Source organism: Vibrio sp. 1978 (assembly GCF_033344345.1).
Map to the genome: position 1 here is coordinate 273,743 of NZ_JAWPOP010000002.1, position 24,184 is coordinate 297,926.

25 protein-coding genes are annotated in these 24,184 nt (G+C 44.5%); 15 read left to right on the forward strand and 10 right to left on the reverse strand.

Annotated features, from left to right (window positions below):
• Nucleotides 1-31 precede the first annotated feature (31 nt).
• The 4 genes from csdA to R8N49_RS03185 form a co-directional block, all read right to left on the reverse strand.
• Nucleotides 32-1,243 carry a cysteine desulfurase CsdA gene (gene csdA, locus R8N49_RS03170; RefSeq protein ID WP_138939025.1) on the reverse strand — a complete coding sequence of 404 codons (1,212 nt, stop codon included), beginning with the start codon at nucleotides 1,241-1,243 and terminating at the stop codon, nucleotides 32-34.
• On the reverse strand, nucleotides 1,243-1,842 hold the full coding sequence (locus R8N49_RS03175) for a DJ-1 family glyoxalase III (protein WP_006742560.1): 600 nt from the start codon (nucleotides 1,840-1,842) through the stop codon (nucleotides 1,243-1,245). The genes csdA and R8N49_RS03175 overlap by 1 nt, the downstream gene beginning before the upstream one ends.
• A complete protein-coding gene (gene panE, locus R8N49_RS03180; protein ID WP_085569840.1) occupies nucleotides 1,839-2,729 on the reverse strand; it encodes a 2-dehydropantoate 2-reductase in 891 nt (296 codons plus the stop codon). Before panE ends, R8N49_RS03175 begins: the two co-directional genes overlap by 4 nt.
• Before the next feature lie 108 nt (nucleotides 2,730-2,837).
• On the reverse strand, nucleotides 2,838-3,683 hold the full coding sequence (locus tag R8N49_RS03185) for an outer membrane protein OmpK (RefSeq protein ID WP_005391741.1): 846 nt from the start codon (nucleotides 3,681-3,683) through the stop codon (nucleotides 2,838-2,840).
• A 323-nt stretch (nucleotides 3,684-4,006) separates the two neighbouring features.
• Between R8N49_RS03185 and R8N49_RS03190 the strand changes: the two genes are divergently transcribed.
• From R8N49_RS03190 to R8N49_RS03205, 4 genes are read left to right on the forward strand one after another with little or no spacing between them, the layout of a single operon-like run.
• The gene (locus R8N49_RS03190; protein WP_017636020.1) at nucleotides 4,007-4,603 is read left to right on the forward strand and encodes an LON peptidase substrate-binding domain-containing protein; all 597 of its coding nucleotides are present in this window, start codon (nucleotides 4,007-4,009) and stop codon (nucleotides 4,601-4,603) included.
• Nucleotides 4,600-5,958: a DUF4397 domain-containing protein gene (locus R8N49_RS03195; protein WP_085569841.1), complete on the forward strand. Its 1,359-nt coding sequence runs from the start codon at nucleotides 4,600-4,602 to the stop codon at nucleotides 5,956-5,958. Before R8N49_RS03190 ends, R8N49_RS03195 begins: the two co-directional genes overlap by 4 nt.
• Before the next feature lie 44 nt (nucleotides 5,959-6,002).
• On the forward strand, nucleotides 6,003-6,587 hold the full coding sequence (locus R8N49_RS03200) for an RNA polymerase sigma factor (protein WP_017636022.1): 585 nt from the start codon (nucleotides 6,003-6,005) through the stop codon (nucleotides 6,585-6,587).
• Entirely contained in the window at nucleotides 6,584-7,243 is a 660-nt protein-coding gene (locus R8N49_RS03205) for a ChrR family anti-sigma-E factor (RefSeq protein ID WP_053306733.1), read from the forward strand. Before R8N49_RS03200 ends, R8N49_RS03205 begins: the two co-directional genes overlap by 4 nt.
• 63 nt (nucleotides 7,244-7,306) lie before the next feature.
• On the opposite strand, the gene R8N49_RS03210 is transcribed toward R8N49_RS03205, so the two are convergent.
• The 4 genes from R8N49_RS03210 to R8N49_RS03225 form a co-directional block, all read right to left on the reverse strand.
• The gene (locus R8N49_RS03210) at nucleotides 7,307-8,659 is read right to left on the reverse strand and encodes an AmpG family muropeptide MFS transporter (RefSeq protein ID WP_005380257.1); all 1,353 of its coding nucleotides are present in this window, start codon (nucleotides 8,657-8,659) and stop codon (nucleotides 7,307-7,309) included.
• Nucleotides 8,660-8,730: 71 nt separating this feature from the next.
• Entirely contained in the window at nucleotides 8,731-9,276 is a 546-nt protein-coding gene (locus R8N49_RS03215) for a peptidylprolyl isomerase (RefSeq protein WP_186584710.1), read from the reverse strand.
• Nucleotides 9,276-9,845, reverse strand: a complete 570-nt coding sequence (locus R8N49_RS03220) for a YajG family lipoprotein (RefSeq protein ID WP_005380259.1) — start codon at nucleotides 9,843-9,845, stop codon at nucleotides 9,276-9,278. Before R8N49_RS03220 ends, R8N49_RS03215 begins: the two co-directional genes overlap by 1 nt.
• A 32-nt stretch (nucleotides 9,846-9,877) precedes the next feature.
• On the reverse strand, nucleotides 9,878-11,032 hold the full coding sequence (locus R8N49_RS03225; protein ID WP_005385302.1) for a methyltransferase: 1,155 nt from the start codon (nucleotides 11,030-11,032) through the stop codon (nucleotides 9,878-9,880).
• Nucleotides 11,033-11,275: 243 nt separating this feature from the next.
• Between R8N49_RS03225 and bolA the strand changes: the two genes are divergently transcribed.
• The 9 genes from bolA to nqrM all read left to right on the forward strand — a co-directional run bounded on the left by bolA (nucleotide 11,276) and on the right by nqrM (nucleotide 19,319).
• On the forward strand, nucleotides 11,276-11,584 hold the full coding sequence (gene bolA / locus R8N49_RS03230) for a transcriptional regulator BolA (RefSeq protein ID WP_005380262.1): 309 nt from the start codon (nucleotides 11,276-11,278) through the stop codon (nucleotides 11,582-11,584).
• A gap of 473 nt (nucleotides 11,585-12,057) precedes the next feature.
• Nucleotides 12,058-13,398 (forward strand): Na(+)-translocating NADH-quinone reductase subunit A, encoded by a 1,341-nt coding sequence (locus R8N49_RS03235; RefSeq protein ID WP_005380264.1) that lies wholly within the window; start codon nucleotides 12,058-12,060, stop codon nucleotides 13,396-13,398.
• A gap of 5 nt (nucleotides 13,399-13,403) precedes the next feature.
• The gene (locus tag R8N49_RS03240) at nucleotides 13,404-14,648 is read left to right on the forward strand and encodes an NADH:ubiquinone reductase (Na(+)-transporting) subunit B (RefSeq protein WP_318189861.1); all 1,245 of its coding nucleotides are present in this window, start codon (nucleotides 13,404-13,406) and stop codon (nucleotides 14,646-14,648) included.
• On the forward strand, nucleotides 14,638-15,408 hold the full coding sequence (locus tag R8N49_RS03245; protein WP_005380267.1) for a Na(+)-translocating NADH-quinone reductase subunit C: 771 nt from the start codon (nucleotides 14,638-14,640) through the stop codon (nucleotides 15,406-15,408). The genes R8N49_RS03240 and R8N49_RS03245 overlap by 11 nt, the downstream gene beginning before the upstream one ends.
• A complete protein-coding gene (locus R8N49_RS03250; RefSeq protein WP_005380269.1) occupies nucleotides 15,408-16,040 on the forward strand; it encodes an NADH:ubiquinone reductase (Na(+)-transporting) subunit D in 633 nt (210 codons plus the stop codon). The genes R8N49_RS03245 and R8N49_RS03250 overlap by 1 nt, the downstream gene beginning before the upstream one ends.
• Before the next feature lie 7 nt (nucleotides 16,041-16,047).
• Complete coding sequence (nqrE, locus tag R8N49_RS03255; RefSeq protein WP_005380270.1) at nucleotides 16,048-16,644, forward strand: NADH:ubiquinone reductase (Na(+)-transporting) subunit E; 597 nt, start codon at nucleotides 16,048-16,050, stop codon at nucleotides 16,642-16,644.
• A gap of 33 nt (nucleotides 16,645-16,677) precedes the next feature.
• Nucleotides 16,678-17,901, forward strand: coding sequence for an NADH:ubiquinone reductase (Na(+)-transporting) subunit F (gene nqrF, locus R8N49_RS03260; RefSeq protein ID WP_005380271.1), 1,224 nt, complete (start codon nucleotides 16,678-16,680; stop codon nucleotides 17,899-17,901).
• A 157-nt stretch (nucleotides 17,902-18,058) separates the two neighbouring features.
• Complete coding sequence (locus tag R8N49_RS03265; protein ID WP_005380272.1) at nucleotides 18,059-19,063, forward strand: FAD:protein FMN transferase; 1,005 nt, start codon at nucleotides 18,059-18,061, stop codon at nucleotides 19,061-19,063.
• A gap of 22 nt (nucleotides 19,064-19,085) precedes the next feature.
• Nucleotides 19,086-19,319: a (Na+)-NQR maturation NqrM gene (gene nqrM / locus R8N49_RS03270; protein ID WP_186584711.1), complete on the forward strand. Its 234-nt coding sequence runs from the start codon at nucleotides 19,086-19,088 to the stop codon at nucleotides 19,317-19,319.
• Between the two features lie 158 nt (nucleotides 19,320-19,477).
• Here nqrM and R8N49_RS03275 read toward each other — a convergent pair whose 3' ends face one another.
• Nucleotides 19,478-20,695 carry a response regulator gene (locus R8N49_RS03275; RefSeq protein ID WP_005380276.1) on the reverse strand — a complete coding sequence of 406 codons (1,218 nt, stop codon included), beginning with the start codon at nucleotides 20,693-20,695 and terminating at the stop codon, nucleotides 19,478-19,480.
• 187 nt (nucleotides 20,696-20,882) lie between these two features.
• Here R8N49_RS03275 and R8N49_RS03280 point away from each other — a divergent pair, with 187 nt between their 5' ends.
• Complete coding sequence (locus R8N49_RS03280) at nucleotides 20,883-21,116, forward strand: DUF2789 domain-containing protein (protein WP_005380277.1); 234 nt, start codon at nucleotides 20,883-20,885, stop codon at nucleotides 21,114-21,116.
• A gap of 76 nt (nucleotides 21,117-21,192) precedes the next feature.
• Nucleotides 21,193-22,257, forward strand: a complete 1,065-nt coding sequence (gene dinB / locus R8N49_RS03285) for a DNA polymerase IV (RefSeq protein ID WP_025998728.1) — start codon at nucleotides 21,193-21,195, stop codon at nucleotides 22,255-22,257.
• On the opposite strand, the gene R8N49_RS03290 is transcribed toward dinB, so the two are convergent.
• Nucleotides 22,254-24,179, reverse strand: coding sequence for an ATP-dependent DNA helicase RecQ (locus R8N49_RS03290; protein ID WP_182038629.1), 1,926 nt, complete (start codon nucleotides 24,177-24,179; stop codon nucleotides 22,254-22,256). The genes dinB and R8N49_RS03290 overlap by 4 nt on opposite strands.
• Nucleotides 24,180-24,184 lie beyond the last annotated feature (5 nt).

The window sequence follows — 24,184 nt, forward strand, 5'->3', positions numbered from 1 at the left end:
TTGTTGGTTACTCCAAATCAAACCGTTGGCGTTATAGCATGTCGACGGCTTTTTCTACGGCGGCGATGAGTCTATCCACATCTTCAGCCGTGTTATAAATACCAAAAGAAACGCGTACCGTGCCTTTCACATTTAGTGCATCCATCAATGGGTGAGCGCAGTGGTGTCCTGCTCGTACCGCAATGCCTTGTTGATCGAGCAGCGTCGCAATATCTTGGTGATGAACGCCGTCCATGACGAACGTCAGTACAGAGGCATTCGGTTGATAGCCTAGAATATGAATGTCATCCAAAGCGCTTAGTGCTTGGTAGGCCTTATCCTGAAGCGCATGGAGATGAGTCTCTACTTCGTGATGGTCAAAACCTTGGTACCACTCAATGGCTTTCGCTAGAGCAATCGCGCCCGCAACGTTTGGTGTGCCCGCTTCAAACTTTCCAGGAAGTGCAGAAAACGTCGTTTTTTCGAAAGAAACGCGTTCAACCATTTTACCGCCGCCGTGCCATGGTGGCATGGCTTCCAAAAGTTCAAGCTTGCCGTATAAAACCCCAATGCCTGCTGGTGCATAAAGTTTGTGACCTGAGAAAACGTAGAAATCGATATCTGATGTCGATAAATCAAGTTGCTCATGTACGATGCCTTGCGCGCCATCAACTACAACAACCGCGCCAACGTTGTGCGCCAGTTCAGTGATTTTTTCGATAGGTTGGCGTGTGCCTGTTACGTTGGTTATTTGTGCGCAAGCAACAATTTTACAGCGGTCAGACAGAAGCGCCTCAAATGCACTGATGTCGAACTGACAATCTGATGTCATCGGAACTTTAATGACTTTAGCACCCGTTTGCTCTGCCACGATTTGCCAGGGCACGATGTTGGCGTGGTGCTCCATCTCGCTAATTAATATCTCATCACCTGGTTGTAACGTGCTACGGGCGTAGGTTTGAGAAATTAAGTTCAGTGCTTCGGTTGCGCCCCGTGTCCAAATGATTTCCTTAGAGCTGTTTGCACCAATAAAGCTTGCCACTCGTTCTCGTGCCGCTTCAAATTGGCTGGTGGCATTAGCCGTTAAACTATGGCTGCCACGGTGAACATTGGCATTTTGCGCACTGTAGTAATGACTGATGACATCAATCACACATTGCGGTTTTTGCGTTGTCGCTGCGCTATCTAAATACACTAAGGGCGTATCGTTGACGGATTGGTTTAGAGCAGGAAATTGCTCGCGTACAGCATTTACGTCAAACATTATTCTTCACCAAGCTTGTGGTAGTGCAGAGTAGGCAGAGGGATCATTGGTTCAGCAACTGACCATGCGTGTTTTTTACCTGAGAGTTGAATGATTACTTCCATCGCGAACTCTAAAGCTGTACCCGGACCTTGACTAGTGATCAGGTTGTGGTTGATATCAAAGGTCACGCGTTTGCTGCGCCACTTCTCTTCCGGGATATGTGACTGAAAGCTCGGGTGACAGGTCATCAGTGATTGTGGGAAAAGATCATGGTGTTGCAATACCAACGCCGGTGCTGCGCAGATAGCTGCGACCAATTTTCCCTCATAGATGTGCTGCTTAAGGATTTCTATCATCACCGTACTATCACGAAAAATTTCTGCACCACCAACACCACCAGAAAGCGCTATGGCGTCAAACTCATCATCAGCGATATCGACCAGTTTACAATCGGCTGTTAGTGTGACTCCGCGAGAAGCTTTCATCGTCAATGAGCCATCAAAAGCAGCACTCGCTACCGTAACGTCATAACCCGCGCGAACCATCATGTCGATAACGGTGACGGCTTCCATTTCTTCGGTGCCTGGAGCGATTGGCACTAAGATTTTCTTACTCATTGTTCTGTCCAGCTTTGTTCTATTTGTTTGATGCGTTGGTAAAGTTTTAAATTCTCAGGCGTATTGATGCGATGTTTCTCGGCAGCCTTTAACAAGTATCCGGTTATAAAATCAATTTCCGTTCGACGCTGATGGAATACGTCTTGTCTCATTGAAGAATAGTTCTCAGCTGTGGCGTTCACCACTTGCATTACCGTATCGAAAAGAGAGCGAAACTCGATAGCAATACCTTCTTTACTCATTACTTCAACCAGTTCTTGAGTGATGCTTTCGAGTTGTATCTTAAACTCGGGCTGCGCAAGCTCACCATTCTTACACTGCTGAATCGCAGTCAGCGGGTTAATCGCGCAGTTAATTGCTAACTTAGTCCATAACGCAGATTGGATGTGTGGATTCCAAATGGCCTCTGGAAGAGCATGATGCATAACATCTTGCAGAAAAGCGCACTGCATTCCTTTGTCATTATAACCACCCACTTGCGTTGTTCCGTGACCGGTATGCAGTACGTGTTGGTTATCTGGTTTGTATGCGCCGTGCGTCGTTGTGGCGAGCACGATAGGATTGTTTGGCAGAGCCTTCTCCACGCCAGAGGCGGTACCCATACCATTGTGCATCAGCATGATAATCGTGTCTGCGTTGATATGAGGCAGTAAAGGCTGAATGGCGTCTTCCATTTGCCAAGCTTTTACCGTGATCAAAATGAGATCTGCTTTATTTACGGAGGAAATATCTTGATTACTGAATACGATTGCGGGTGTGTCATCCAACTGAAGTGATTGTTGGCTTTCAGAACTTCTTCCCCACAATGAAACATTGTGCCCGGCAAGCTTAAATTTTGTTGCCCAGAGTGAGCCCACCGCACCTGGACCGAGGATAAGGATATTCACCAAACGCTCTCATTAAAAAGGTTTGCTGCAAGGATAATGAGGGAAAAAAGGAAAGCAAATAAAAATGGCGCCGAAAGGCGCCATTTTTGAGCAAACTTAGTGGTTCAATTAGAACTTGTAAGTTACAGCTAGGTAGTGGCTTACACCAGTCGATTCTAGCTCAACACCTGGAGCGACTTGTAGACCGTCTTTTACGCCATATACTTCTTTGTATGCTTTCAGGCCGTAACCAACCGCGAAGCGATCTGAGTGCCAGTAAATGCCGTTGAACATTGCACCACCGTTTGACGCGGTAGTACCAAATTTGTTACCAGCATCATCATCCATACCGAATTGGTAATCAATGTAACCTTGGTAAGAAATGAATGAACCATTGTCGAAGAAGTAGAATGGTTTGAACCAGTTAGTCGAGATTTGGAAACCGTTCCAACCTTTGTTGTTGCCATCGTAAGTGCTGTACAGGTTTAGGCCGATTTTACCTAACCAAGGAACCATTACATCAGAACCTAAACCGATTTTCTGGTTGTTTACACCACCGTTGTTACCGCCCCATTCCATTAGAGATGCAATGTATAGCTCTTGAACTGGACCGAAAGATAGGTCTTTACCAGTTACGGCATCTAGAGACATACGTGGTGCAAATTTCATGAACATCTTGTCAGGAGCGCCATTCTCAATTGACTTATCTTGGTTATCTTTAGTCGCTAGGTTAAATACGTCTACGTAACCGTATAGGTCGAAAATACCAGAGCGACCGCCAAATTCCATTTCTAGGTAATCGTGAGCGTTGTCGTCAGCGCCTTTAACTCGTGGCATTTCATCAATTGAGTACATGTAGTTGAACTGCATCCACTTGTAATCGTTTTTGTGGATATCGCCGTCAGAGTAATCTGCCGCCATAACTGGAGCTGAAGTAGCCGCTAGAAGGCTAAGAGCTAAAAGTGATTTACGCATAAGGGGACTCTCTATGTTTGTAATGATTCAGAACACGCAATCTATGCTGCGCTTTCCAATTGGCGGGAATAATAGCGATAAAAATCCCAAATGAAAGTGATAAAGGGTGCAAAATTGAACGTTTTTGGTGAGTTGTGTCACGAAATTATCTTTATTTACGGAACTTTTTGTTTGTTGCATTTGATTGCAATAAATATGTGATTTGGATCGTTTGCGTAAGCGATTTTATGACTTTTTAAGCCAGTCGATTAACCAACATAAATCGTTAGTGATCGGAGTGATAAGGGATTCGTATGTATCCGTGAATCAAAGAGGACGTTTGAATGAAAGAAGTCATGTTATTCCCACTCACTTCAGTTGTACTCCCTGAAGGTAAAATGAATCTGCGCATTTTTGAGCCACGATATAAGCGAATGGTAAAGGAATGCAGCCTACAAAATGTGGGCTTTGGAGTTTGCCTAGTAGGAAGTGAAGGTGACCCTAAAGACGTGGGTAACGTTTCATCTATCGGAACTTTGGTCAGGATCGTTGATTTTGAAACACTCAGTGATGGCCTTCTTGGTATTACAGTTGCTGGTGAGCAACGCTTTGTTGTCAAACGCGTCCGTGCAGATGCGGATGGCTTACGTCATGCAGAGGTTGAATGGTTAGACAATTGGCAACATCTAGACAACTCACCAGATTTCTTCTTTTTAAGCCAGCAGTTATCCCATGTTTATGAAGAGTTTCCTCAACTTGGAAGCCTCTACCAGCATCGTTTTTACGATGACTCTGCTTGGGTTACTCAGCGTTGGCTTGAGTTACTACCCCTAGACTGCAATCTGTTCGAACAGCTAGTCGGCGCAGAGGACTGTATTCCTGCGTTGCAATTTCTGACAGAAGCCATAGAAGCCCCGACTAACAAAGAGGCAAGGATATGAAAGGATTTAATAAAGCTGCGCTAACTATTGTTGCGACATTAGGACTGGCGGCGTGTGGCTCCGACAGTGACACTATCGAGTATTCCAATTTACAAGCAGTGCACGCTTCTTCTGATGCGCCGCTTGCAAATGTGTGGATCAACGATAAACCATCATTAACGAATGTTGATTATGGTGTGGGATCTGGCTACGTTAAATTGCGAGAGGGGATGAATTCGATTCAGGTCGATGTACAGCTCCCAGGTAATGAAACCGCGACCGTAGTACCTAAAACAGAACTAGATCTTGATTCCGACCTCAATTATAACGTGTTCGTTGTTGGCGATGCCGATGGTTCGCCAAACCCAGTTGAGCCTTTAGTTGTGACTCGCAGCGCCGATTCAATGGCTGATGCCAATAGTCTAGATGTTCAAGTTGTTCATGCAGCTTCAGGCGTTCCTGCTGTTGATCTTTATGTCACTGAGCCAGGTGTTGCTCTTGCTAGCGCGACTCCAATAACTAACCTTGCTTACAAAGCTTCTACCGACGTATTGAACATCCCAGCTGGTGAGTATCAAGTTCGACTTGCCGTAGGAGACAGCGTTGCTTTTGACTCGGGCAAAGTATCTCTTGCGGCTAACTCCAACTTGACGATTGCCGCTATCGGCACAGGAGATTCGAATAGCACGTCACCTGTCAAACTCTTGGTGTTGGACGGTTCGGGCTCTTCTATAATTGAAGATATGGGCAGCCAAGCTGAAGTAAGAGTCGGACACCTTGTCGATGGAGCGCCAGTCGTCGATGTCAACGTTAACGGGGCGGCCTTCGCTCCTCTTGCCGACTTAGCGTTCAAAGAGATTCGTGGTTATTTGGATCTTGCTGCTGGCGATTACGATATTGACGTTTACGTGGATGGCACAACAACCAATCCGATAATAGATGTTGACGGGTTAATGGTTGCAGGTGGAATGGATTACAGTGTTTATGCAGTCGGTGTTGTCAGCCCAGCGATTGATATCGAAGCTCTGGTTGTTGAAGATATGAGACGCGCTGTGGCGACTAGCGCGACATTGAATGTGACACACGCGGCGGCTAATCCTATAGCGGAAATGGTGGATATCTACCTCACTACGAGTGCAGGAATAGATGGAAGTGATCCAACTATTGCTAATTTTGCGTATAAAAATAGCGTACAAGGATTATATGTCGCTGAAGGTACATATTATGTAACGGTAACAGTGGCTGGTAACCCAAGTATTGTTGCGGTTGACTCAGCACCAGTCAATGTAATGAACGGTGTTGTGTACCAAGTCGTTGCCATTGATGATGGGAACAACGGTGGTTTCAACTTGTTGGTCGATGACGTGACCGATTAGGACGAATGGGAGGAGGAGACTCCTCCCACAAATTAAGGCCGATTATGATGAGTGATAGCCCGAAAAAACTGGGGCGCAGTGATTGGAACGATTACATGGATAAAGTGAAGGATCGAGACAAAGATGCGTTCGCTTTTGTATTCCGTTTTTACGCACCCAAGCTGAAGCAATTCGCTTACAAACATGTTGGTAATGAGCAAGTTGCTATGGAGATGGTGCAAGAGACCATGGCGACAGTTTGGCAGAAAGCGCACCTCTATGATGGTGAAAAGAGCGCGTTATCGACTTGGATATATACCATAATCCGAAACCTTTGTTTTGATCTGCTGAGAAAACAGAAAGGTAAGGAATTACACATTCATTCTGATGACATTTGGCCGTCAGAGTATTATCCACCTGATCTTGTTGATCACTATTCACCAGAACAAGATATGTTGAAAGAACAGGTGGTTAAGTTTTTAGATATATTACCGAAAAACCAGAGAGATGTTTTACAAGCGGTATATCTTGAAGAGTTACCTCATCAACAGGTCGCGGAATTATTTGATATACCCCTCGGTACCGTAAAATCCAGGCTGAGGCTTGCAGTAGAAAAGCTAAGGCATTCAATGCATACGGAGCAACTATGAACAAACACCCAGATAACAGCTTGTTAGAAGCATACGCTTCGGGAAGCATTGATGCAGTTTCTGGTCTTGTGGTCGCAACCCATTTAGAAACATGCACCAAGTGCCGAGCTTATGTGAACCAAGTCGAAGCAAGTCAAGCGAACATCGTAAGTGACATACCTTCTGAGTATGTTTCTGAATTTGACGACATGTTTAATGACATCATCAATGCGGAGCCAGCGACTGATAACATCGTGATCCGTGACTCTGCTGCTGTTAATGTGGCAGGAAAAAGTTTCGCTCTTCCTAAAACTCTAGCGCGTTTCTCTGACCTTGTAGGGTCATGGAGAAGTTACGGAGGCAAGGTTTTCAGTGCTCAGATTGACCTAGGGGAAGACGCTCGTGTCAGCTTAATGTACATCGGGGAAGATGTGCAAATTCCTCAACATACGCACAAAGGCCTGGAGTCTACATTGATCCTACATGGTGGATTTAGTGACGAGGATGGCCAATATGAAGAAGGCGATTTGATGATTAGAGACGCATCAGTGAAGCACAGCCCTTACACTAAGACCGGAGAAGACTGCTTGTGTTTAACCGTATTGACTGAGCCGATGATCTTTACTCAAGGCGTGGCACGTATATTTAATATGTTTGGTAAAGGGTTATACCCATAGACCTCTTATCTTATATCTCGCAAAACAAAAACCACCGAATTCGGTGGTTTTTTATATGTTTCGTTAATGTTTGTGACGTGCTTTTTCCAATAGAGCATCAAAGTAATGTCGTAGCGAGTACAACATAATCAAGCTTGGCACGACCATGACAGCGGTAAGCACGAAGAATGTGCTCCAATCATTAAGATAATCCACTAGCTCGCCACTGAAAGAAGCAAGAGTCGTCCGTCCGAAGTTTCCTAGAGAGGCAAGCAACGCATACTGAGTTGCCGAAAATGCTTGCCCGGTTAGAATCGTCAAAAATGAAACAAAAGCGACAGTTGAGAAAGCAGTCGTAAAGTTATCGACAATAATCGTGGCTAAGTACAAGTGCTCGTTTGGGCCTACCGAAGCAATCCAAGCAAACATCAAGTTACTGGCAGACATAGCAATACCGCCGATCATTAATCCACGTACAATACCAAACCTAACGTTGAACATGCTTCCGACAAAAGTAAAGAAGATGGTGGCTCCCCAACCGATTAGTTTGGAGTAATAGCCAATCTGTTCATTGCTAAAACCAATATCTTTATAGAACGCGATCGACATCCTGCCCAAAAACGCTTCGCCAATTTTAAATAGGAAAACGAACAGCAACAGAGTAATCGCGACACGGACGCCATTGCGATTAAAGAAATCAAGGAAAGGTTCTACAACAGTCACGGTAAACCAAGCTACGACTTTTGAACCAACCACTTCTTTGTGGCGTTGTTCAGCGGCAGACTGAAGTTGTTCGCGTTGAGTCTTCGGTTCTCCGACTAAAATCGTAAAGACCATTAGAATGCCGACTATCACCGCCATCCCGTAATACACGCCATTCCAACCGACGCTATCAGCATTAACAAACGCTAAATAACCCGGTAGTGAATAACCTGTCCACCAGCCAATGACCGCCATTGCAGAAGCTTGTGGCAGCTTAGATTCTTCTGATTTTGGGAAAGTATCAATACGAAAAGCATCAATTGCGATGTCTTGTGTCGCTGAAGCCGTTGCAATACACAAGGCGAGTAGTGACGCAAACACCAAGTTTTCCGCTGGATTTACGCCGGCAATAAATAGGGTAGCGACGAGTACGATACTTTGACAAAAGAAAATCCAGCTACGTCTTTGCCCCAGTAGTCTAAAGAGGACTGGCAGCTTCACGCGGTCAACCAGAGGTGCCCACAGAAAGTTGATCGCATAGACCGCAAAAACGCTACCAAAATAGCCAATTGCGGAGAGGGTCAAGCCGGCATCTTTTAGCCAACCTGACATGTTTGAGCCGATAAGAACCCACGGAAAGCCGCTAGAGCAGCCCAGCATGAAAACCCACATGAGTCGTTTATCGAGGTAACTTTTTACCGTTTCCAACCAAGTGATGGAAGGTAATGAAGACATAAATCAATCCAATAAAATGAAGCCGTTGAAAGAGAAAGCCCTTCGATTATTCAAAGGGCTTATCGTTTTGGCTATTTAAGTAGTGTAGCTTTGGTGATGACGATTTGCGTCTCTGGTACATCACGCATTCGGCCTACCGTCGTGGTCGGCTGCTGAGCCATTTTCTGGATAACGTCGAACCCCTCAGTAACCTCACCAAATACAGCATAACCTGGTGGTCGAGCGCCATAGTTGAGAAAGTCATTGTCGACTAAGTTGACGAAAAACTGACGAGTTGCAGAGTTTGGTGCATTGGTTCGTGCCATGGCGATGGTAGCACGGTTATTGTTTAGACCATTATTTCCTTCGTTTTTGATTGGCGCGTATGTTTTCACCATCTGCATATCTTGGTTAAAGCCGCCACCTTGTGCCATGAAGCCTGGGATAATACGATGAAAAATAGTACCTTCGTAGCTCCCATCTTCTACATATTTCAGAAAATTAGCGACAGTGATAGGTGCTTTCTCTTCGTTTAACTCAACCGTAAATGAGCCAAGTGTCGTTTCAAACGCTACTTTTGGTCCAGCCCAAACGCTGCAGCTGAGTAATGCTAAAGACAGAATCGCTTTGCGTAACATTAGAAACGCTCCTGCATGTATTGACGAAGCTCAGGGTCATTGGCAATCTCTTTAAGCGTCAATGTCACCACATCATTCAATGTCTCTTCAATATCGGCATCAGAAGCACTCAATGTGCCAGATCGCTTTGCTGTACCTGTATAAGTTTTGACTAGCTTGCCCTCAGGTGTCTCTGCTGTGATTTCCAGCACAACTTTAGCATCCATCTCATTTTCCATCACCGAATGCTTCACGTTGACCAACGCTTCTTGAACGCTCAATTCAATCGCGTTGTTGCTGTTTAGATCCGCATGGAAACCTTGAGATGAGAATTGCTTCTCTAATGCTTCTTCTAACGCAATACGTAAATTCTGTTTAGCATGAAGAGGAAGAATGTTCGAACGGCCGTTATCCACCAACGCCACGTACTGCGCTGCACGTACATCTTTGCTGGTCAAACTGTAAGTCTTGCCTTGAACAATTGGATTGGTGCTCAATGTGCTTTCTGGCATCAGGTTCAGCTGAGGTTGTTGAGGGGCTGAACACGCAGCAAGCAACGCAACCGAAGCCGCAAGTACCAATTTTCTCATTTTATTATTCCTTTTAACTATTTTGCTAAAGCTTATTTTGCGCTTAATTTAGCAGGATTTTTTGTAGCCTGTAAAATCACAAACTTATTGTTGGAAGCGATAAGTTTCACATTTTTATCGCCAAACAGACGTTTGAGTTTTGCGTCGTACCCGAGGTGACGATTTCCGATAACCAGTAAACGGCCATTTTCACTTAATACTTGTTTAGCATCGCAGAACATTTGCCAAGCAATATGATCGGTGATTGCCTGTTGTTGATGAAACGGTGGATTACACATAACCATAGAGCTGCTGCTGTGTTTAAAACCGTCCAAGCAATTGTTCGCTATGCACTGTATGTCTCTATTTTCACCAAGGTTGTCGCGTAGGTTCTGTTTTGCTGATTCAAGCGCCATAAAACTTTCATCAACACATGTTAGCCGAGCATTTGGATTCAACTGACCAAATTTAACAGACAGAACACCATTGCCGCAGCCAAGATCGATGACATTGTCTATCGAAGGGTCTTGAGGCAGGTGCTGCAGCATAAAGCGTGCACCTAAATCTAAACTTTCTCCTGAATAGACATTTGGCATGTTCTTGAGTTCGATATCTTCGCCATCAACGCGCCAAGTCGTGAAAGGCATTACTTCAATCGGAGGCTCAACTGTTGCTTGAGAAAACACCAATCTGTGCTTTTTCCAGGCCAAAGATGTTTTTGTTTCGCCTAAGTATTTTTCAAACAGTTTTAGCGTCGAAGTATGAATGTCTTTCGCTTTATTGACTGCAATGACGGGGCAGGAAGCCGGTAGCGCCTTTCTTAATTGGCTTAGTATCCACACTAGATGGCGGTTACTTTTGGGCAGTTGCAGCAAGACGAGATCAATATTGGCAGGAACGAGGTCCATCGTGGTGGCAAACGCTACTTTATTGCACTGGTTTTGCTCGAGATTTTGCTGTGCACCTTTATGTGAGATGAATGAATCACTCATTAGCGTTACATGGTGCTTTTCCGAAAACCAGCAGGAGAGGGCACCAAAGCTGTCATTAATCACGAGGATGTTTTGATTGTCTGGCAAAGCAAGCTCTTCAACATGATTAATAAGATACTCATCACCGGCATCCCACGCTTGTAGCGTTTCGTTACTACGTTTTGGGAAACGATGAAGTGTTAAGCTTCGCTCGTGAAGGTTCAGTTCGGTTTTCATAGCTAAATGTAAGTTGATTTAGAAATTAAGTGTTATTGTCGCAAATGATGACGTGTCGAGATACAAAAAGCTGTCAAATTTTACGAGTTCAGTGATGGCTGCTCTCTAGGCATGTTCATGGAGTCGAGCGCCTTGAGACAATATGTCTACAAAGTGCGTCAATAATGAGAGTGACGTTTGAGTGATGCATGTCTGCTTTACTTAGGTATATACTTATGGAATTCGCATCAATGAGGAACGAATATGATCCAAGAAATCATAGAGAAGAAACTACACAGTGAGCTGCAACCCAGCTATCTCAAAGTCATTAATGAGAGCTACATGCATAATGTGCCACCAGGCTCAGAGAGTCATTTCAAAGTGATTGTTGTGAGTGATTCGTTCGCGGGACAGCGTTTGATTGGGCGCCATCGTCAAGTTCATCAAATTTTGGCAGATGAACTGGATAACCACATTCATGCATTAGCTATTCATACATACACTGATGAAGAGTGGAAGCGTGAACAAGATGGCGCCCCTGATAGCCCGATGTGTATGGGTGGCGGTCACTAAAAACGCAAGATATAAAGGTGCAGAGAAAGGTGGCTTAAGGCCATCTTTTTTCGTTTTACATTCTTTAGGGACGTTAACGTGGCACAAATTCTGGTTAAAAAATGTGTTAACAGTGTTTCAACAAATGAATGGAAATTGCAGAATATTTCAGGCGATGAATATCACTTTTCCATAAGATATGTATGGAATATGGCATTTGTGCGATGGGTCAAAGTTATGACTATTCTTTGACCTTTTAGACCTGATTCTACCGAAATAACCCCTCTATTCTAATGATTGATCATGGCATCAAGTTCCTAAAAAATGCTAGACTACGGCACCTGATAAATCTCGCGTATTCCTTGTGACGAGATTTTTAATAGGATGTTGCGATTTTGATGTTTAAAACAACATCAAAACCGGACACTGATGTCGTGTCTAAAAGTTACGCAATCAAAAGAATCTTTTTCCCGATAAAAGTAGTGCAAGTGCGTATGATTACAATAAAGAAGGGCTTGGATCTTCCTATCGCAGGAACTCCATCCCAGGTGATTAATGATGGTAAGACCATCAAAAAAGTCGCCTTGCTTGGCGAAGAGTACGTTGGCATGCGACCTACCATGCATGTCCGCGTTGGTGATGAAGTGAAAAAAGCGCAAGTTCTTTTTGAAGATAAAAAGAACCCAGGCGTGAAATTTACTGCACCAGCAGCCGGTAAAGTGATCGAAGTTAACCGTGGCGCTAAACGTGTCCTTCAATCTGTAGTGATTGAAGTGGCAGGTGAAGAGCAGGTGACATTTGATAAGTTCGAAGCCGCTCAACTTTCAGGTCTAGATCGTGAAGTGATCAAGACTCAGTTGGTTGACTCTGGCTTATGGACCGCTTTACGTACTCGTCCGTTTAGCAAGGTTCCTGCAATCGAGTCTTCTACTAAGGCTATTTTCGTAACTGCAATGGATACTAATCCACTAGCAGCTAAGCCTGAGTTGATCATTAATGAGCAACAAGAAGCATTCATTGCTGGTCTAGACATTCTTTCAGCCCTGACAGAAGGCAAGGTTTACGTATGTAAATCTGGCACTAGCTTGCCACGCTCTTCACAGTCTAACGTAGAAGAACACGTCTTCGATGGCCCTCACCCAGCAGGTCTTGCTGGCACCCACATGCATTTCCTATACCCAGTAAATGCAGAGAATGTGGCATGGAGCATCAACTACCAAGACGTTATCGCGTTCGGTAAGCTGTTCCTAACTGGTGAGCTATGCACAGATCGTGTTGTGTCTCTAGCTGGCCCAGTTGTGAATAACCCTCGTCTAGTTCGTACCGTAATGGGTGCAAGCTTAGATGACCTAACAGATAACGAGCTGATGCCTGGCGAAGTTCGTGTGATCTCTGGTTCAGTACTAACAGGTACACATGCAACTGGTCCACACGCATACCTTGGCCGTTACCATCAACAGGTTTCTGTATTACGTGAAGGCCGTGAAAAAGAACTATTTGGCTGGGCAATGCCTGGTAAGAATAAGTTCTCGGTAACTCGCTCTTTCCTTGGTCACGTATTCAAAGGTCAGTTGTTCAATATGACAACGACGACCAATGGTAGTGATCGTTCAATGGTTCCAATTGGCAACTACGAACGCGTAATGCCTCTAGATATGGAGCCTACTTTGCTGCTTCGTGATCTATGTGCCGGCGACACAGACAGTGCTCAAGCACTGGGTGCGCTTGAACTGGATGAAGAAGATCTAGCATTGTGTACCTTTGTATGTCCAGGTAAGTACGAGTACGGTACGTTACTTCGTGAATGCCTAGATACTATCGAGAAGGAAGGGTAATTTTCATGGCTCTTAAAAAGTTTCTTGAAGACATCGAGCATCATTTTGAGCCTGGTGGCAAACACGAAAAATGGTTTGCCCTGTACGAAGCTGTAGCAACAGTTTTTTACACCCCAGGTATCGTAACAAATAAAAGCTCGCACGTTCGTGATAGCGTTGACCTAAAACGTATCATGATCATGGTTTGGTTTGCGGTATTCCCAGCAATGTTCTGGGGTATGTACAACGCAGGTGGCCAAGCTATTGCAGCACTTAACCACATGTACGCTGGTGACCAACTAGCGACAGTTATCGCAGGTAACTGGCACTACTGGCTAACAGAAATGCTTGGCGGCACTATCGGTGCGAAAGCGGGTGTTGGCAGTAAGATGCTACTAGGTGCGACTTACTTCCTGCCAATCTACGCAACAGTATTTATTGTTGGTGGCTTCTGGGAAGTGTTGTTCTGTATGGTGCGTAAACACGAAGTTAACGAAGGTTTCTTTGTAACTTCTATCTTATTCGCACTTATCGTTCCACCAACGCTACCTCTATGGCAAGCGGCACTAGGTATCACATTTGGTGTTGTTGTAGCAAAAGAGATCTTCGGTGGTACAGGTCGTAACTTCCTTAACCCTGCACTTGCAGGTCGTGCATTTCTATTCTTCGCTTACCCAGCACAAATTTCGGGTGACGTAGTATGGACTGCAGCTGACGGCTTCTCTGGTGCAACTGCTCTTAGCCAATGGGCTCAAGGTGGTAACGGTGCTCTAGTTAACACAGTAACTGGCGCTCCTATCACTTGGATGGACGCGTTCATCGGTAACATCCCTGGCTCTATTGGTGAAGTATCGACTCTAGCTCTAATGATCGGTGCAGCGATGATCGTTTACATGCGAATCGCTTCATGGCGCATCATTGCGGGTGTGATGATCGGTATGATCGCAGTATCGACTCTGTTTAACGTGATCGGTTCTGACACTAATCCAATGTTTAATATGCCATGGCACTGGCACCTAGTTCTAGGTGGTTTTGCATTCGGTATGTTCTTCATGGCAACGGACCCAGTATCAGCGTCATTTACTAGCAAAGGTAAATGGTGGTACGGCATCCTGATTGGTGCAATGTGTGTGATGATCCGTGTAGTTAACCCAGCGTACCCAGAAGGTATGATGCTGGCGATTCTATTCGCGAACCTATTCGCACCTCTGTTCGACCATGTAGTGATTGAGAAGAACATCAAGCGGAGACTAGCACGCTATGGCAAGTAATAACGACAGCATTAAAAAGACGCTGGGTGTTGTTATCGGGTTGAGCCTTGTTTGTTCAATCATCGTATCAACAGCAGCAGTAGGTCTGCGTGATAAGCAAAAAGCTAACGCTGTCCTAGATAAGCAATCAAAGATCGTTGAAGTTGCAGGCATTGACGCAAACGGTAAGAAAGTACCAGAGCTATTTGCTGAGTACATCGAACCTCGTCTAGTAGACCTTGAAACAGGTAACTTTACTGAGGGTAATGCATCTACGTACGATCAACGTGAAGCATCAAAAGATGCAGAACGTTCAATCGCATTGACACCAGAAGAAGACGTAGCTGATATCCGTCGTCGCGCGAATACAGCAGTGGTGTACCTTGTAAAAGATCAAGATGAAGTCCAAAAAGTTATCCTGCCTATGCACGGTAAAGGACTGTGGTCGATGATGTATGCCTTTGTAGCCGTTGAAACTGATGGTAACACTGTGTCTGCTATTACTTACTACGAGCAAGGTGAAACTCCTGGACTTGGTGGTGAAGTAGAGAACCCTTCATGGCGCGATCAATTCATTGGCAAGAAATTGTACAATGAAGATCACCAGCCAGCGATTAAGGTCGTGAAAGGCGGCGCACCGCAAGGTTCTGAGCACGGTGTTGATGGCCTATCAGGAGCGACGCTCACTAGTAATGGTGTTCAACACACATTTGACTTCTGGTTAGGTGATATGGGCTTTGGTCCTTTCCTAGCAAAAGTTCGTGACGGAGAACTTAACTAATGTCTAGTGCACAAAACGTTAAAAAGAGCATCCTAGCGCCAGTGTTGGATAACAACCCAATCGCGCTACAAGTTCTTGGTGTATGTTCTGCTCTTGCAGTAACAACTAAACTAGAAACAGCTTTTGTAATGACACTAGCGGTAACATTTGTAACTGCGTTGTCTAACTTCTCTGTTTCATTGATCCGTAACCACATTCCTAACAGTGTGCGTATCATCGTTCAGATGGCAATCATCGCATCGTTAGTAATCGTGGTAGACCAAGTGCTAAAAGCTTACCTATACGATATCTCTAAACAGCTATCTGTATTCGTTGGTCTGATTATCACTAACTGTATCGTAATGGGTCGTGCTGAAGCATTCGCAATGAAGTCTGCGCCAGTACCATCTCTTATTGACGGTATTGGTAACGGTCTAGGTTACGGCTTCGTTCTTATCACTGTAGGTTTCTTCCGTGAGCTATTTGGCTCAGGCAAACTATTTGGTCTAGAAGTTCTACCTCTAGTGAGCAACGGTGGTTGGTACCAGCCTAACGGCCTAATGCTACTAGCACCATCAGCATTCTTCCTAATCGGCTTCCTTATCTGGGTAATCCGTATTCTGAAACCAGAACAAGTAGAAGCGAAGGAGTAAGGACGTCATGGAACATTACATTAGTCTGTTAGTTAAATCGATTTTCATCGAAAACATGGCTCTGTCTTTCTTCCTAGGTATGTGTACTTTCCTTGCCGTATCTAAGAAGGTTAAGACCTCTTTCGGCCTAGGTGTTGCAGTTGTGGTAGTTCTGACTATCGCTGTTCCTGTGAACAACCTGGTATACAACCTAGTTCTGAGAGAGAACGCGTTAGTTGAGGGCGTGGACCTTAGCTTCCTAAACTTCATCACCTTTATCGGTGTAATTGCAGCACTTGTACAGATTCTAGAGATGGTCCTAGACCGTTTCTTCCCACCTTTGTACAACGCGCTAGGCATCTTCCTACCGCTGATCACAGTAAACTGTGCAATCTTCGGTGGTGTATCTTTCATGGTACAACGTGACTACAACTTTGCTGAATCGATCGTTTACGGTTTCGGCTCTGGTGTGGGCTGGATGCTAGCAATCGTTGCTCTTGCAGGTATCCGTGAGAAGATGAAGTACTCTGACGTACCTCCAGGTCTACGTGGTCTTGGTATCACATTTATCACTGTAGGTCTTATGGCGTTAGGCTTTATGTCTTTCTCTGGTGTTCAACTGTAAGTCGGGTAAACCGCAACAATTAAGGAATAGTCAATGGACATTATTCTTGGTGTAGTGATGTTTACTCTGATCGTACTAGCACTAGTACTAGTGATTCTTTTCGCTAAGTCTAAGCTTGTACCAACAGGTGACATTACAATTTCTGTGAACGATGACCCTTCTCTGGCGATCGTTACACAACCAGGTGGTAAGCTACTGAGTGCTCTAGCAGGTGCTGGCGTATTCGTATCTTCTGCTTGTGGTGGCGGTGGCTCATGTGGTCAGTGTCGCGTAAAAGTTAAATCAGGTGGTGGCGACATCCTACCAACCGAGCTTGACCATATTACTAAAGGTGAAGCGCGTGAAGGTGAGCGTCTAGCGTGTCAGGTTGCAATGAAAACTGACATGGATATCGAGCTTCCTGAAGAAATCTTCGGCGTTAAGAAGTGGGAATGTACTGTTATCTCTAACGATAACAAAGCGACATTCATCAAAGAGCTTAAGCTACAAATTCCAGATGGCGAATCAGTACCTTTCCGTGCTGGTGGTTACATCCAGATTGAAGCTCCTGCTCACCACGTGAAATACGCAGACTACGATATTCCTGAGGAATACCGTGAAGACTGGGAGAAGTTCAACCTTTTCCGTTACGAGTCTAAAGTTAATGAAGAGACCATTCGTGCATACTCTATGGCTAACTACCCAGAAGAGCACGGTATCATCATGCTTAACGTTCGTATCGCAACTCCGCCGCCGAACAACCCAGACGTACCACCAGGCATCATGTCTTCGTACATCTGGTCTCTAAAAGAAGGCGACAAGTGTACTATTTCTGGTCCATTTGGTGAGTTCTTTGCGAAAGATACAGATGCAGAAATGGTATTCGTTGGTGGTGGTGCTGGTATGGCTCCAATGCGCTCACACATCTTCGACCAACTTAAGCGTCTGCACTCTAAGCGTAAGATGTCTTTCTGGTACGGCGCACGTTCTAAGCGTGAAATGTTCTACGTAGAAGACTTCGATATGCTACAAGCTGAGAATGACAACTTCGTATGGCACTGTGCACTGTCTGATCCACTTCCAGAAGATAACTGGGATGGTTACACTGGCTTTATTCACAACGTTCTTTACGAGAACTACCTACGTGATCACGAAGCGCCAGAAGACTGTGAATACTACATGTGTGGTCCACCTATGATGAACGCTGCTGTAATCGGCATGCTAAAAGATCTAGGTGTAGAGGATGAAAACATCCTACTAGATGACTTCGGTGGTTAATTCCTCCAAGTGATTGAATCTATGGCTAGCTCTCCAAGAGAGCTAGCCATTATTTTTTATAGACATAAAACTGATACTCAACAGTTGATATAGGTAATCGGATTGAAAGGATTGATCCTATTTCCCATATCAATTCAACAACATTGGGAGTTAACAAGTGAAAAAGTGGCTTGTTGCATTTGCTTCTCTATTGATTTTGGCTGGCTGTGAGCAGCCTGCCGATCAAATTCATTTAAGTGGCCCTACCATGGGGACTTCTTACAACATCAAGTATATCGAGCAAGATGGTATTCCAACGCCAAAAGCGATGCAGACAGAAATTGATCGCTTATTGGAAGAGGTTAATGACCAAATGTCGACCTATCGTGACGACTCAGAGTTAAGTCGTTTTAATCAGCATCAAACGAGCGAGCCATTTACAGTTTCGACACAAACTGCAACGGTAGTGAAAGAAGCAATTCGCCTTAACGGTCTTACTTTAGGTGCATTGGATGTGACGGTCGGCCCTCTAGTTAACCTGTGGGGGTTTGGTCCAGAAGCTCGTCCAGATGTAGTTCCAACCGATGAAGAACTCGCTGCTCGCAAAGCAAATACCGGTATTCACCACCTATCTGTTGATGGTAATACACTGTCCAAAGACCTTCCTAACTTGTACGTCGACCTATCGACGATTGCGAAAGGTTGGGGGGTTGACGTGGTTGCTGACTACCTTCAATCTGAAGGGGTACAGAACTTTATGGTCGAAGTTGGCGGTGAAATGCGTCTCAAAGGTGTCAATCGTGAAGGTGTGCCTTGGCGTATCGCAATTGAAAAACCGACCGTTGATGAACGTTCAATTCAAGAAATTATTGAACCAGGCGACATGGCAATTGCAACAAGTGGTGACTATCGTAATTACTTTGAGAGTAATGGTGTGAGATACTCTCATATTATTAATCCACGAACAGGCAAACCAATTCATCATAAAGTGGTGTCTGTAACGGTATTAGATAAATCGTCGATGACTGCTGATGGTCTTGCAACTGGTCTTATGGTGCTAGGTGAAGACAAAGGCATGGCAATTGCGAACGAAAATAATATTCCTGTTTTCATGATTGTGAAAACGGAAGATGGTTTTAAAGAGTTGGCTTCGGAAGCATACAAGCCATTCATGAAGAAATAACAACAGAAGTGAGCATGTTTTTATGAATACATTTCTAATTACCTTTGCTGTGTTTGTCGTGGTAATCACTGCAATGGCTGTCGGATACATTTTCCAAAAGAAAGTCGTGAAAGGTAGCTGTGGTGGCTTAGGGGCAGTTGGCATCGAAAAAGTGTGTAATTGTCCAGAACCCTGCGATGCGCGTAAAAAACGTGAAGCGCGCGAGGCTGCGCGTGCTGAGAAATTGGCGGCGTGGGAAAAAAATAGAATTGCTTAGTATTGGTTAATCGTACTAAGAAAGTGATAAAGCTCAGCGTTCTGCTGAGCTTTATTTTTAGGCAGCTAACCAAAGCTCAGATGTCCGAGAAAGAGCCCAATACCGTGTTTTGTTGTTTCTTTCTCTCATGTTACAGAGCAAGACCACACTGATAGTCATTAGGACGAAGAAATGATTTGGTTACGTCCGTTCTCTTTGGCCATGTAAAGTCGCTCATCCGCCACTTTTATTTGTTGTTCCAGCTCCCCCTCGATGTTGCTTACACCAATACTCGCGGTCACAAGAATGTTTTTGTCCAAATAAGTTATTGGCGTTTTTTCTATGCGCTGTCTCATTTGTTCTAAGCGTGTTAGAAAGCCGTCATAGTCGCCACTGGCTTGAATACAAAACTCCTCGCCACCAAGCCTAGCGACAATATCATTTGGAAAATAGATTTTTAGAATATTCGCTATCATGACTAACACTGCATCGCCGCCCTCATGTCCGTGTGTATCATTTACTTGCTTAAAGAAATCGATATCAAGCATCGCGATGTTTCTTTGAGCGTTTTCTACATGGGGTTGCTCAAACAGAAAGCGGCGGTTCCATAAGCCCGTTAGCGCATCTTGATTTGCCATTTTAAACAGTTCAGATGTTGCGTCTTTGATATCTAACAGTTGGTGAATACGGCAAAAAAATTCTTCTTGATTAAATGGCTTGTATAAAAAGTCATTGGCCCCTGCTTTTAGAAACCTAGCCGTCATGGTCTTAGAGTTACTACCCGACAAGCCGAGAATGGCTAATTGATTTTTATCCCACTTCCGACGTAATTCACGCACCATAGTAATGCCATCTTTAACGGGCATATCATGGTCGGTTAAAACGAGAGTGATATCTGGATTTTGCTCGACAAGCTCTAGGGCTTTTTGCCCATTGTCAGCTTCCAACGTCTGAATATATTGATGCTCCAAAAGTTGGGCAATGTGTCTTCTTACGGTGTGTGAATCATCAACGACTAAACATTTGTGTTGTTGATTGTTGGTTAGTCGCTTGAGGAGTGGTAATAGATAGGAAACGGACGCCATGCTGTCTTTCAAAATATAGTCGAGGACACCTTTTGCGAGCATCTTTTCGCGAGTGTCTTCTTGAAATCGAGCCGTTAAAACAATGACACGATGACCATGTTCCAAAACGAGGTCAATAATCTCGCCATCTTGAGCATCCGGTAAACAATAGTCTAAAACCGCACAGAAGAGGTCCTGTGCTGAAGATAACAAGTTCTTTGCCTCCGCGTAGCTTTCTGCTGCGATGACCTCATAACCAGCTTGGCTTATTGTTTGGCAAAGAAAGTTTTTAAACGCACGACTATCTTCAACAACCAGAATCTTATTACTCAAGCGCAGTCCCCAAAATTAATTGTTTAAAATCAATGATAACTAAAATTAAACTTATCGCCATAAAAAAACACATGTCAACCAAAAGTAGAACAACTACTCAAATGTTTGACACGCATCCGTTAACATCACATCATTATTCCTGTCTTAGTTATATAATTATCTTTAGCTAACGTAGGGAGAAAGTAGTATGGAAATGCATCAACATGGTATGGCTGAGCTATTTCAACAACTGGGCCTCGGTAGCTCTCCTCAAGAAATGAAAGATTTTATTAATCAACATCGACACAAAAGAGATTCTGCGCCTTTACATGAAGCTAGCTTTTGGACGATGTCACAGGCGAACTTTCTAAAACAAGCCATCGAAGAAGATGCAGATTGGGCCGAATTGGTCGATCAATTGGACGTAATGCTTCGAGATTGACGTTCGCTTAAACACGCCCATTCCTCTTCAGGTAGATTTGATTTATACTGTTTTTTTGAACAGTACTTTGATGGCTATGTCAGATCGAATTAGAAAAATTATTCATGTCGATATGGATTGTTTTTATGCTGCCGTAGAGATGAGAGATAACCCCAGTTACCGTGGCATTGCACTCGCTGTTGGCGGACATGAAAAGCAGCGTGGAGTGATTAGCACCTGTAATTATGATGCGCGTAAATATGGTGTTCGCAGTGCAATGTCAACGGCGCGCGCGCTGCAACTCTGCCCTCATTTGTTGGTTGTGCCCGGTAGAATGCATGTATACAAGCAAGTCTCTCAGCAAATTCGTGCTATTTTTGAGCGTTATACGCCTATCATTGAACCTCTCTCATTGGATGAAGCATACCTCGATGTAACTGACTCGACAGCTTGCCGTGGCTCCGCAACGTTGATCGCAGAGTCAATTCGCCGTGATATCTGGAGTGAACTTGGGTTGACGGCATCGGCGGGCATTGCTCCGATTAAGTTTCTTGCTAAGGTCGCGTCAGACATGAACAAGCCCAACGGTCAGTTTGTGATTCCGCCAGAGAAAGTCCAAGAGGTTATCGATAGTCTTCCGTTAGAGAATATTCCTGGCGTGGGAAAAGTGAGTCTTGAGAAGCTCCACCAAGCCGGTTTTTATCGATGTGAGGACATTAAAAACAGTGACTATCGAGAGTTGTTGAGGCAGTTTGGTCGTCAGGGTGCCTCCTTATGGCAGCGAAGCCATGGAATTGATAATCGAGAAGTCGTTGTTGAGCGCGAGAGAAAGTCCGTCGGTGTGGAAAGGACATTCAGCCAGAACATCGCAACCTATGGTGAATGTTGGCAAGTGATTGAGGAGAAACTTTATCCTGAACTCGAGAAACGTTTAGAGCGTGCAAGCCCAGATAAGTCGATTATTAAACAAGGTATTAAAGTCAAATTTGCCGATTTTCAACTGACAACAATTGAGCACATCCATCCGCAATTAGAGCTTGAGGACTTCAAGATCTTGCTAAGAGATATTCTTAAACGCCAAAATGGACGGGAAATTCGCCTTTTAGGCTTGAACGTGATGCTCAAGCCCGAAGACCAAGCGCGTCAATTGAGCTTTTTTTAGGCCCTTACCGTTTCTACCTGCGTTAATACCTGCTCAAAACTTACGTTTGCCATTGCACCATAACCTGCTAGCTTTGAGGCTTTTAGCTGGCTAATCAAAGGAGTGCTGATTCCGCACAAGAAGCGAGCAACGGCATCATTACTGATGGCCGATGGGGAAAGCTGAATAAACTCCTGCGCCCATATCGATACTTGAGATTGTTCAATATCTTCAGGTTCTGGTGCTGTGAATGTGGCGACGTGACCACGACACACGGAGCAGTGACCACATTGCTTTGGTGCATCGTGATCCGCAAAGTAGTTCGCCAATTGTGAGCTCAAACAGTGCTCGGACTGGAACAAGTGCAGCATGGTGTGGATTCTTTCGATATCTTTGCTTTCTTTGGATTGGAACAGTTCAGACAGTTGTTGGATTAAAACATCCGAGCTCTGTTTGGTTGGCATAACTGAGTACACGTCCGTCAGTTGTTTGCTCTCTAGTTCTATCCAGCCGTTCTGGTGAAAATAGTCGAGCGCTGCGACAACTCGGCTGCGTTCCGATTGATAGTTCATCCATAGCGCTTCTAGATCAACTTGGCACCACACTTTGGCTTTTTGTGAGCAGGAAAAAATAGCCTCCACAAATTGACGTCGCTCGCCTTGAAATTGATTCACAATAAATTGCTGATCGTGCAAAAACTTAAACCGATATTCCGCAAAGTAACTGTACTTTGCTTCAATGACGTTATGTAGCTCCAAATAAACCAACAAGGTTTTGAGTGGCAATTGGCGGATATTACTTTCACGCGACAAACGCAGTGGCACTACCTCCCATTGTGGAGCATGTTCTTTCGCTTGCTCGACCACATAGTTAATTGACGTAAATTCTGGTGTGTCACCATAGACAAAATTCTCCAACACCGTTAAGCCGGACGTATTGCCTAGCAGAATGCACTCAGAGCGTTGCCCGTCCCTGCCTGCACGTCCAATCTCTTGTGCGTAGTTCTCGATTGATTTGGGTAAGTCGAAGTGAATGACGCGTCGAATATCAGATTTATCGACCCCCATACCAAATGCAATCGTTGCAACAATACAGTCAATTTGGCCATCCATGAACTGCTGTTGGATTTGTTCACGAACGTCGCTTTTCATGCCAGCGTGGTATGCGTGAGCGTTAATGCCAATATGGATTAATGACTTTGCTACTCGTTCTGCTGTTTGCTGCTGCGTCACGTATACGATGGTCGGAAGCTTAGGTGAAGAGGCGATGATCTCACTGAGCTGTTCTTGTTTCTTTGTTTCCTCACACGGGATCACCGAGATATCCAGATTAGAGCGGTAGAAGCCTGTAACGGTAATATGTTCACTGGCAATATCGAACTTTTTTTGCATGTCTTCAATAACTGCAGGCGTTGCCGTTGCGGTGAGAAGTAAAGACTGTGGGATGTTCAGTTCACGTTGATATTGCGGTAGTTTGAGATAATCTGGACGAAAGTTATGCCCCCATTCGGAAATACAGTGCGCTTCATCAATGACCATCAAAGAAATCGGTACTTGGCGAATGAATTCACGAAAACGCTCATTTTTTAGTCGCTCAACAGAAATCATCAAGATTTTGATTTGTCCATTCTTCACGCCAGCCATGACCTGTTGTGCTTCTTCTCTACTTTGACTGCTATCGATAGAAGCGGCCGCGATTCCTTTACTTTGTAAAAAGCTCAGTTGATCCTTCATTAACGCCAACAACGGAGAGATCACCAACGTAAGGTTGGGTAATATGGTTGCAGGTAGTTGATAACAGAGTGACTTCCCCGAGCCTGTAGGAAAGATTGCCGCAGCAGAGTAACCATTCATAACGGCTTCAATAACGGGTTGCTGACCTTGGCGTAATGAGTCAAAACCAAATACAGATTGAAGTGTTTGATGCAGCGAGTCACTTTGCATAATAG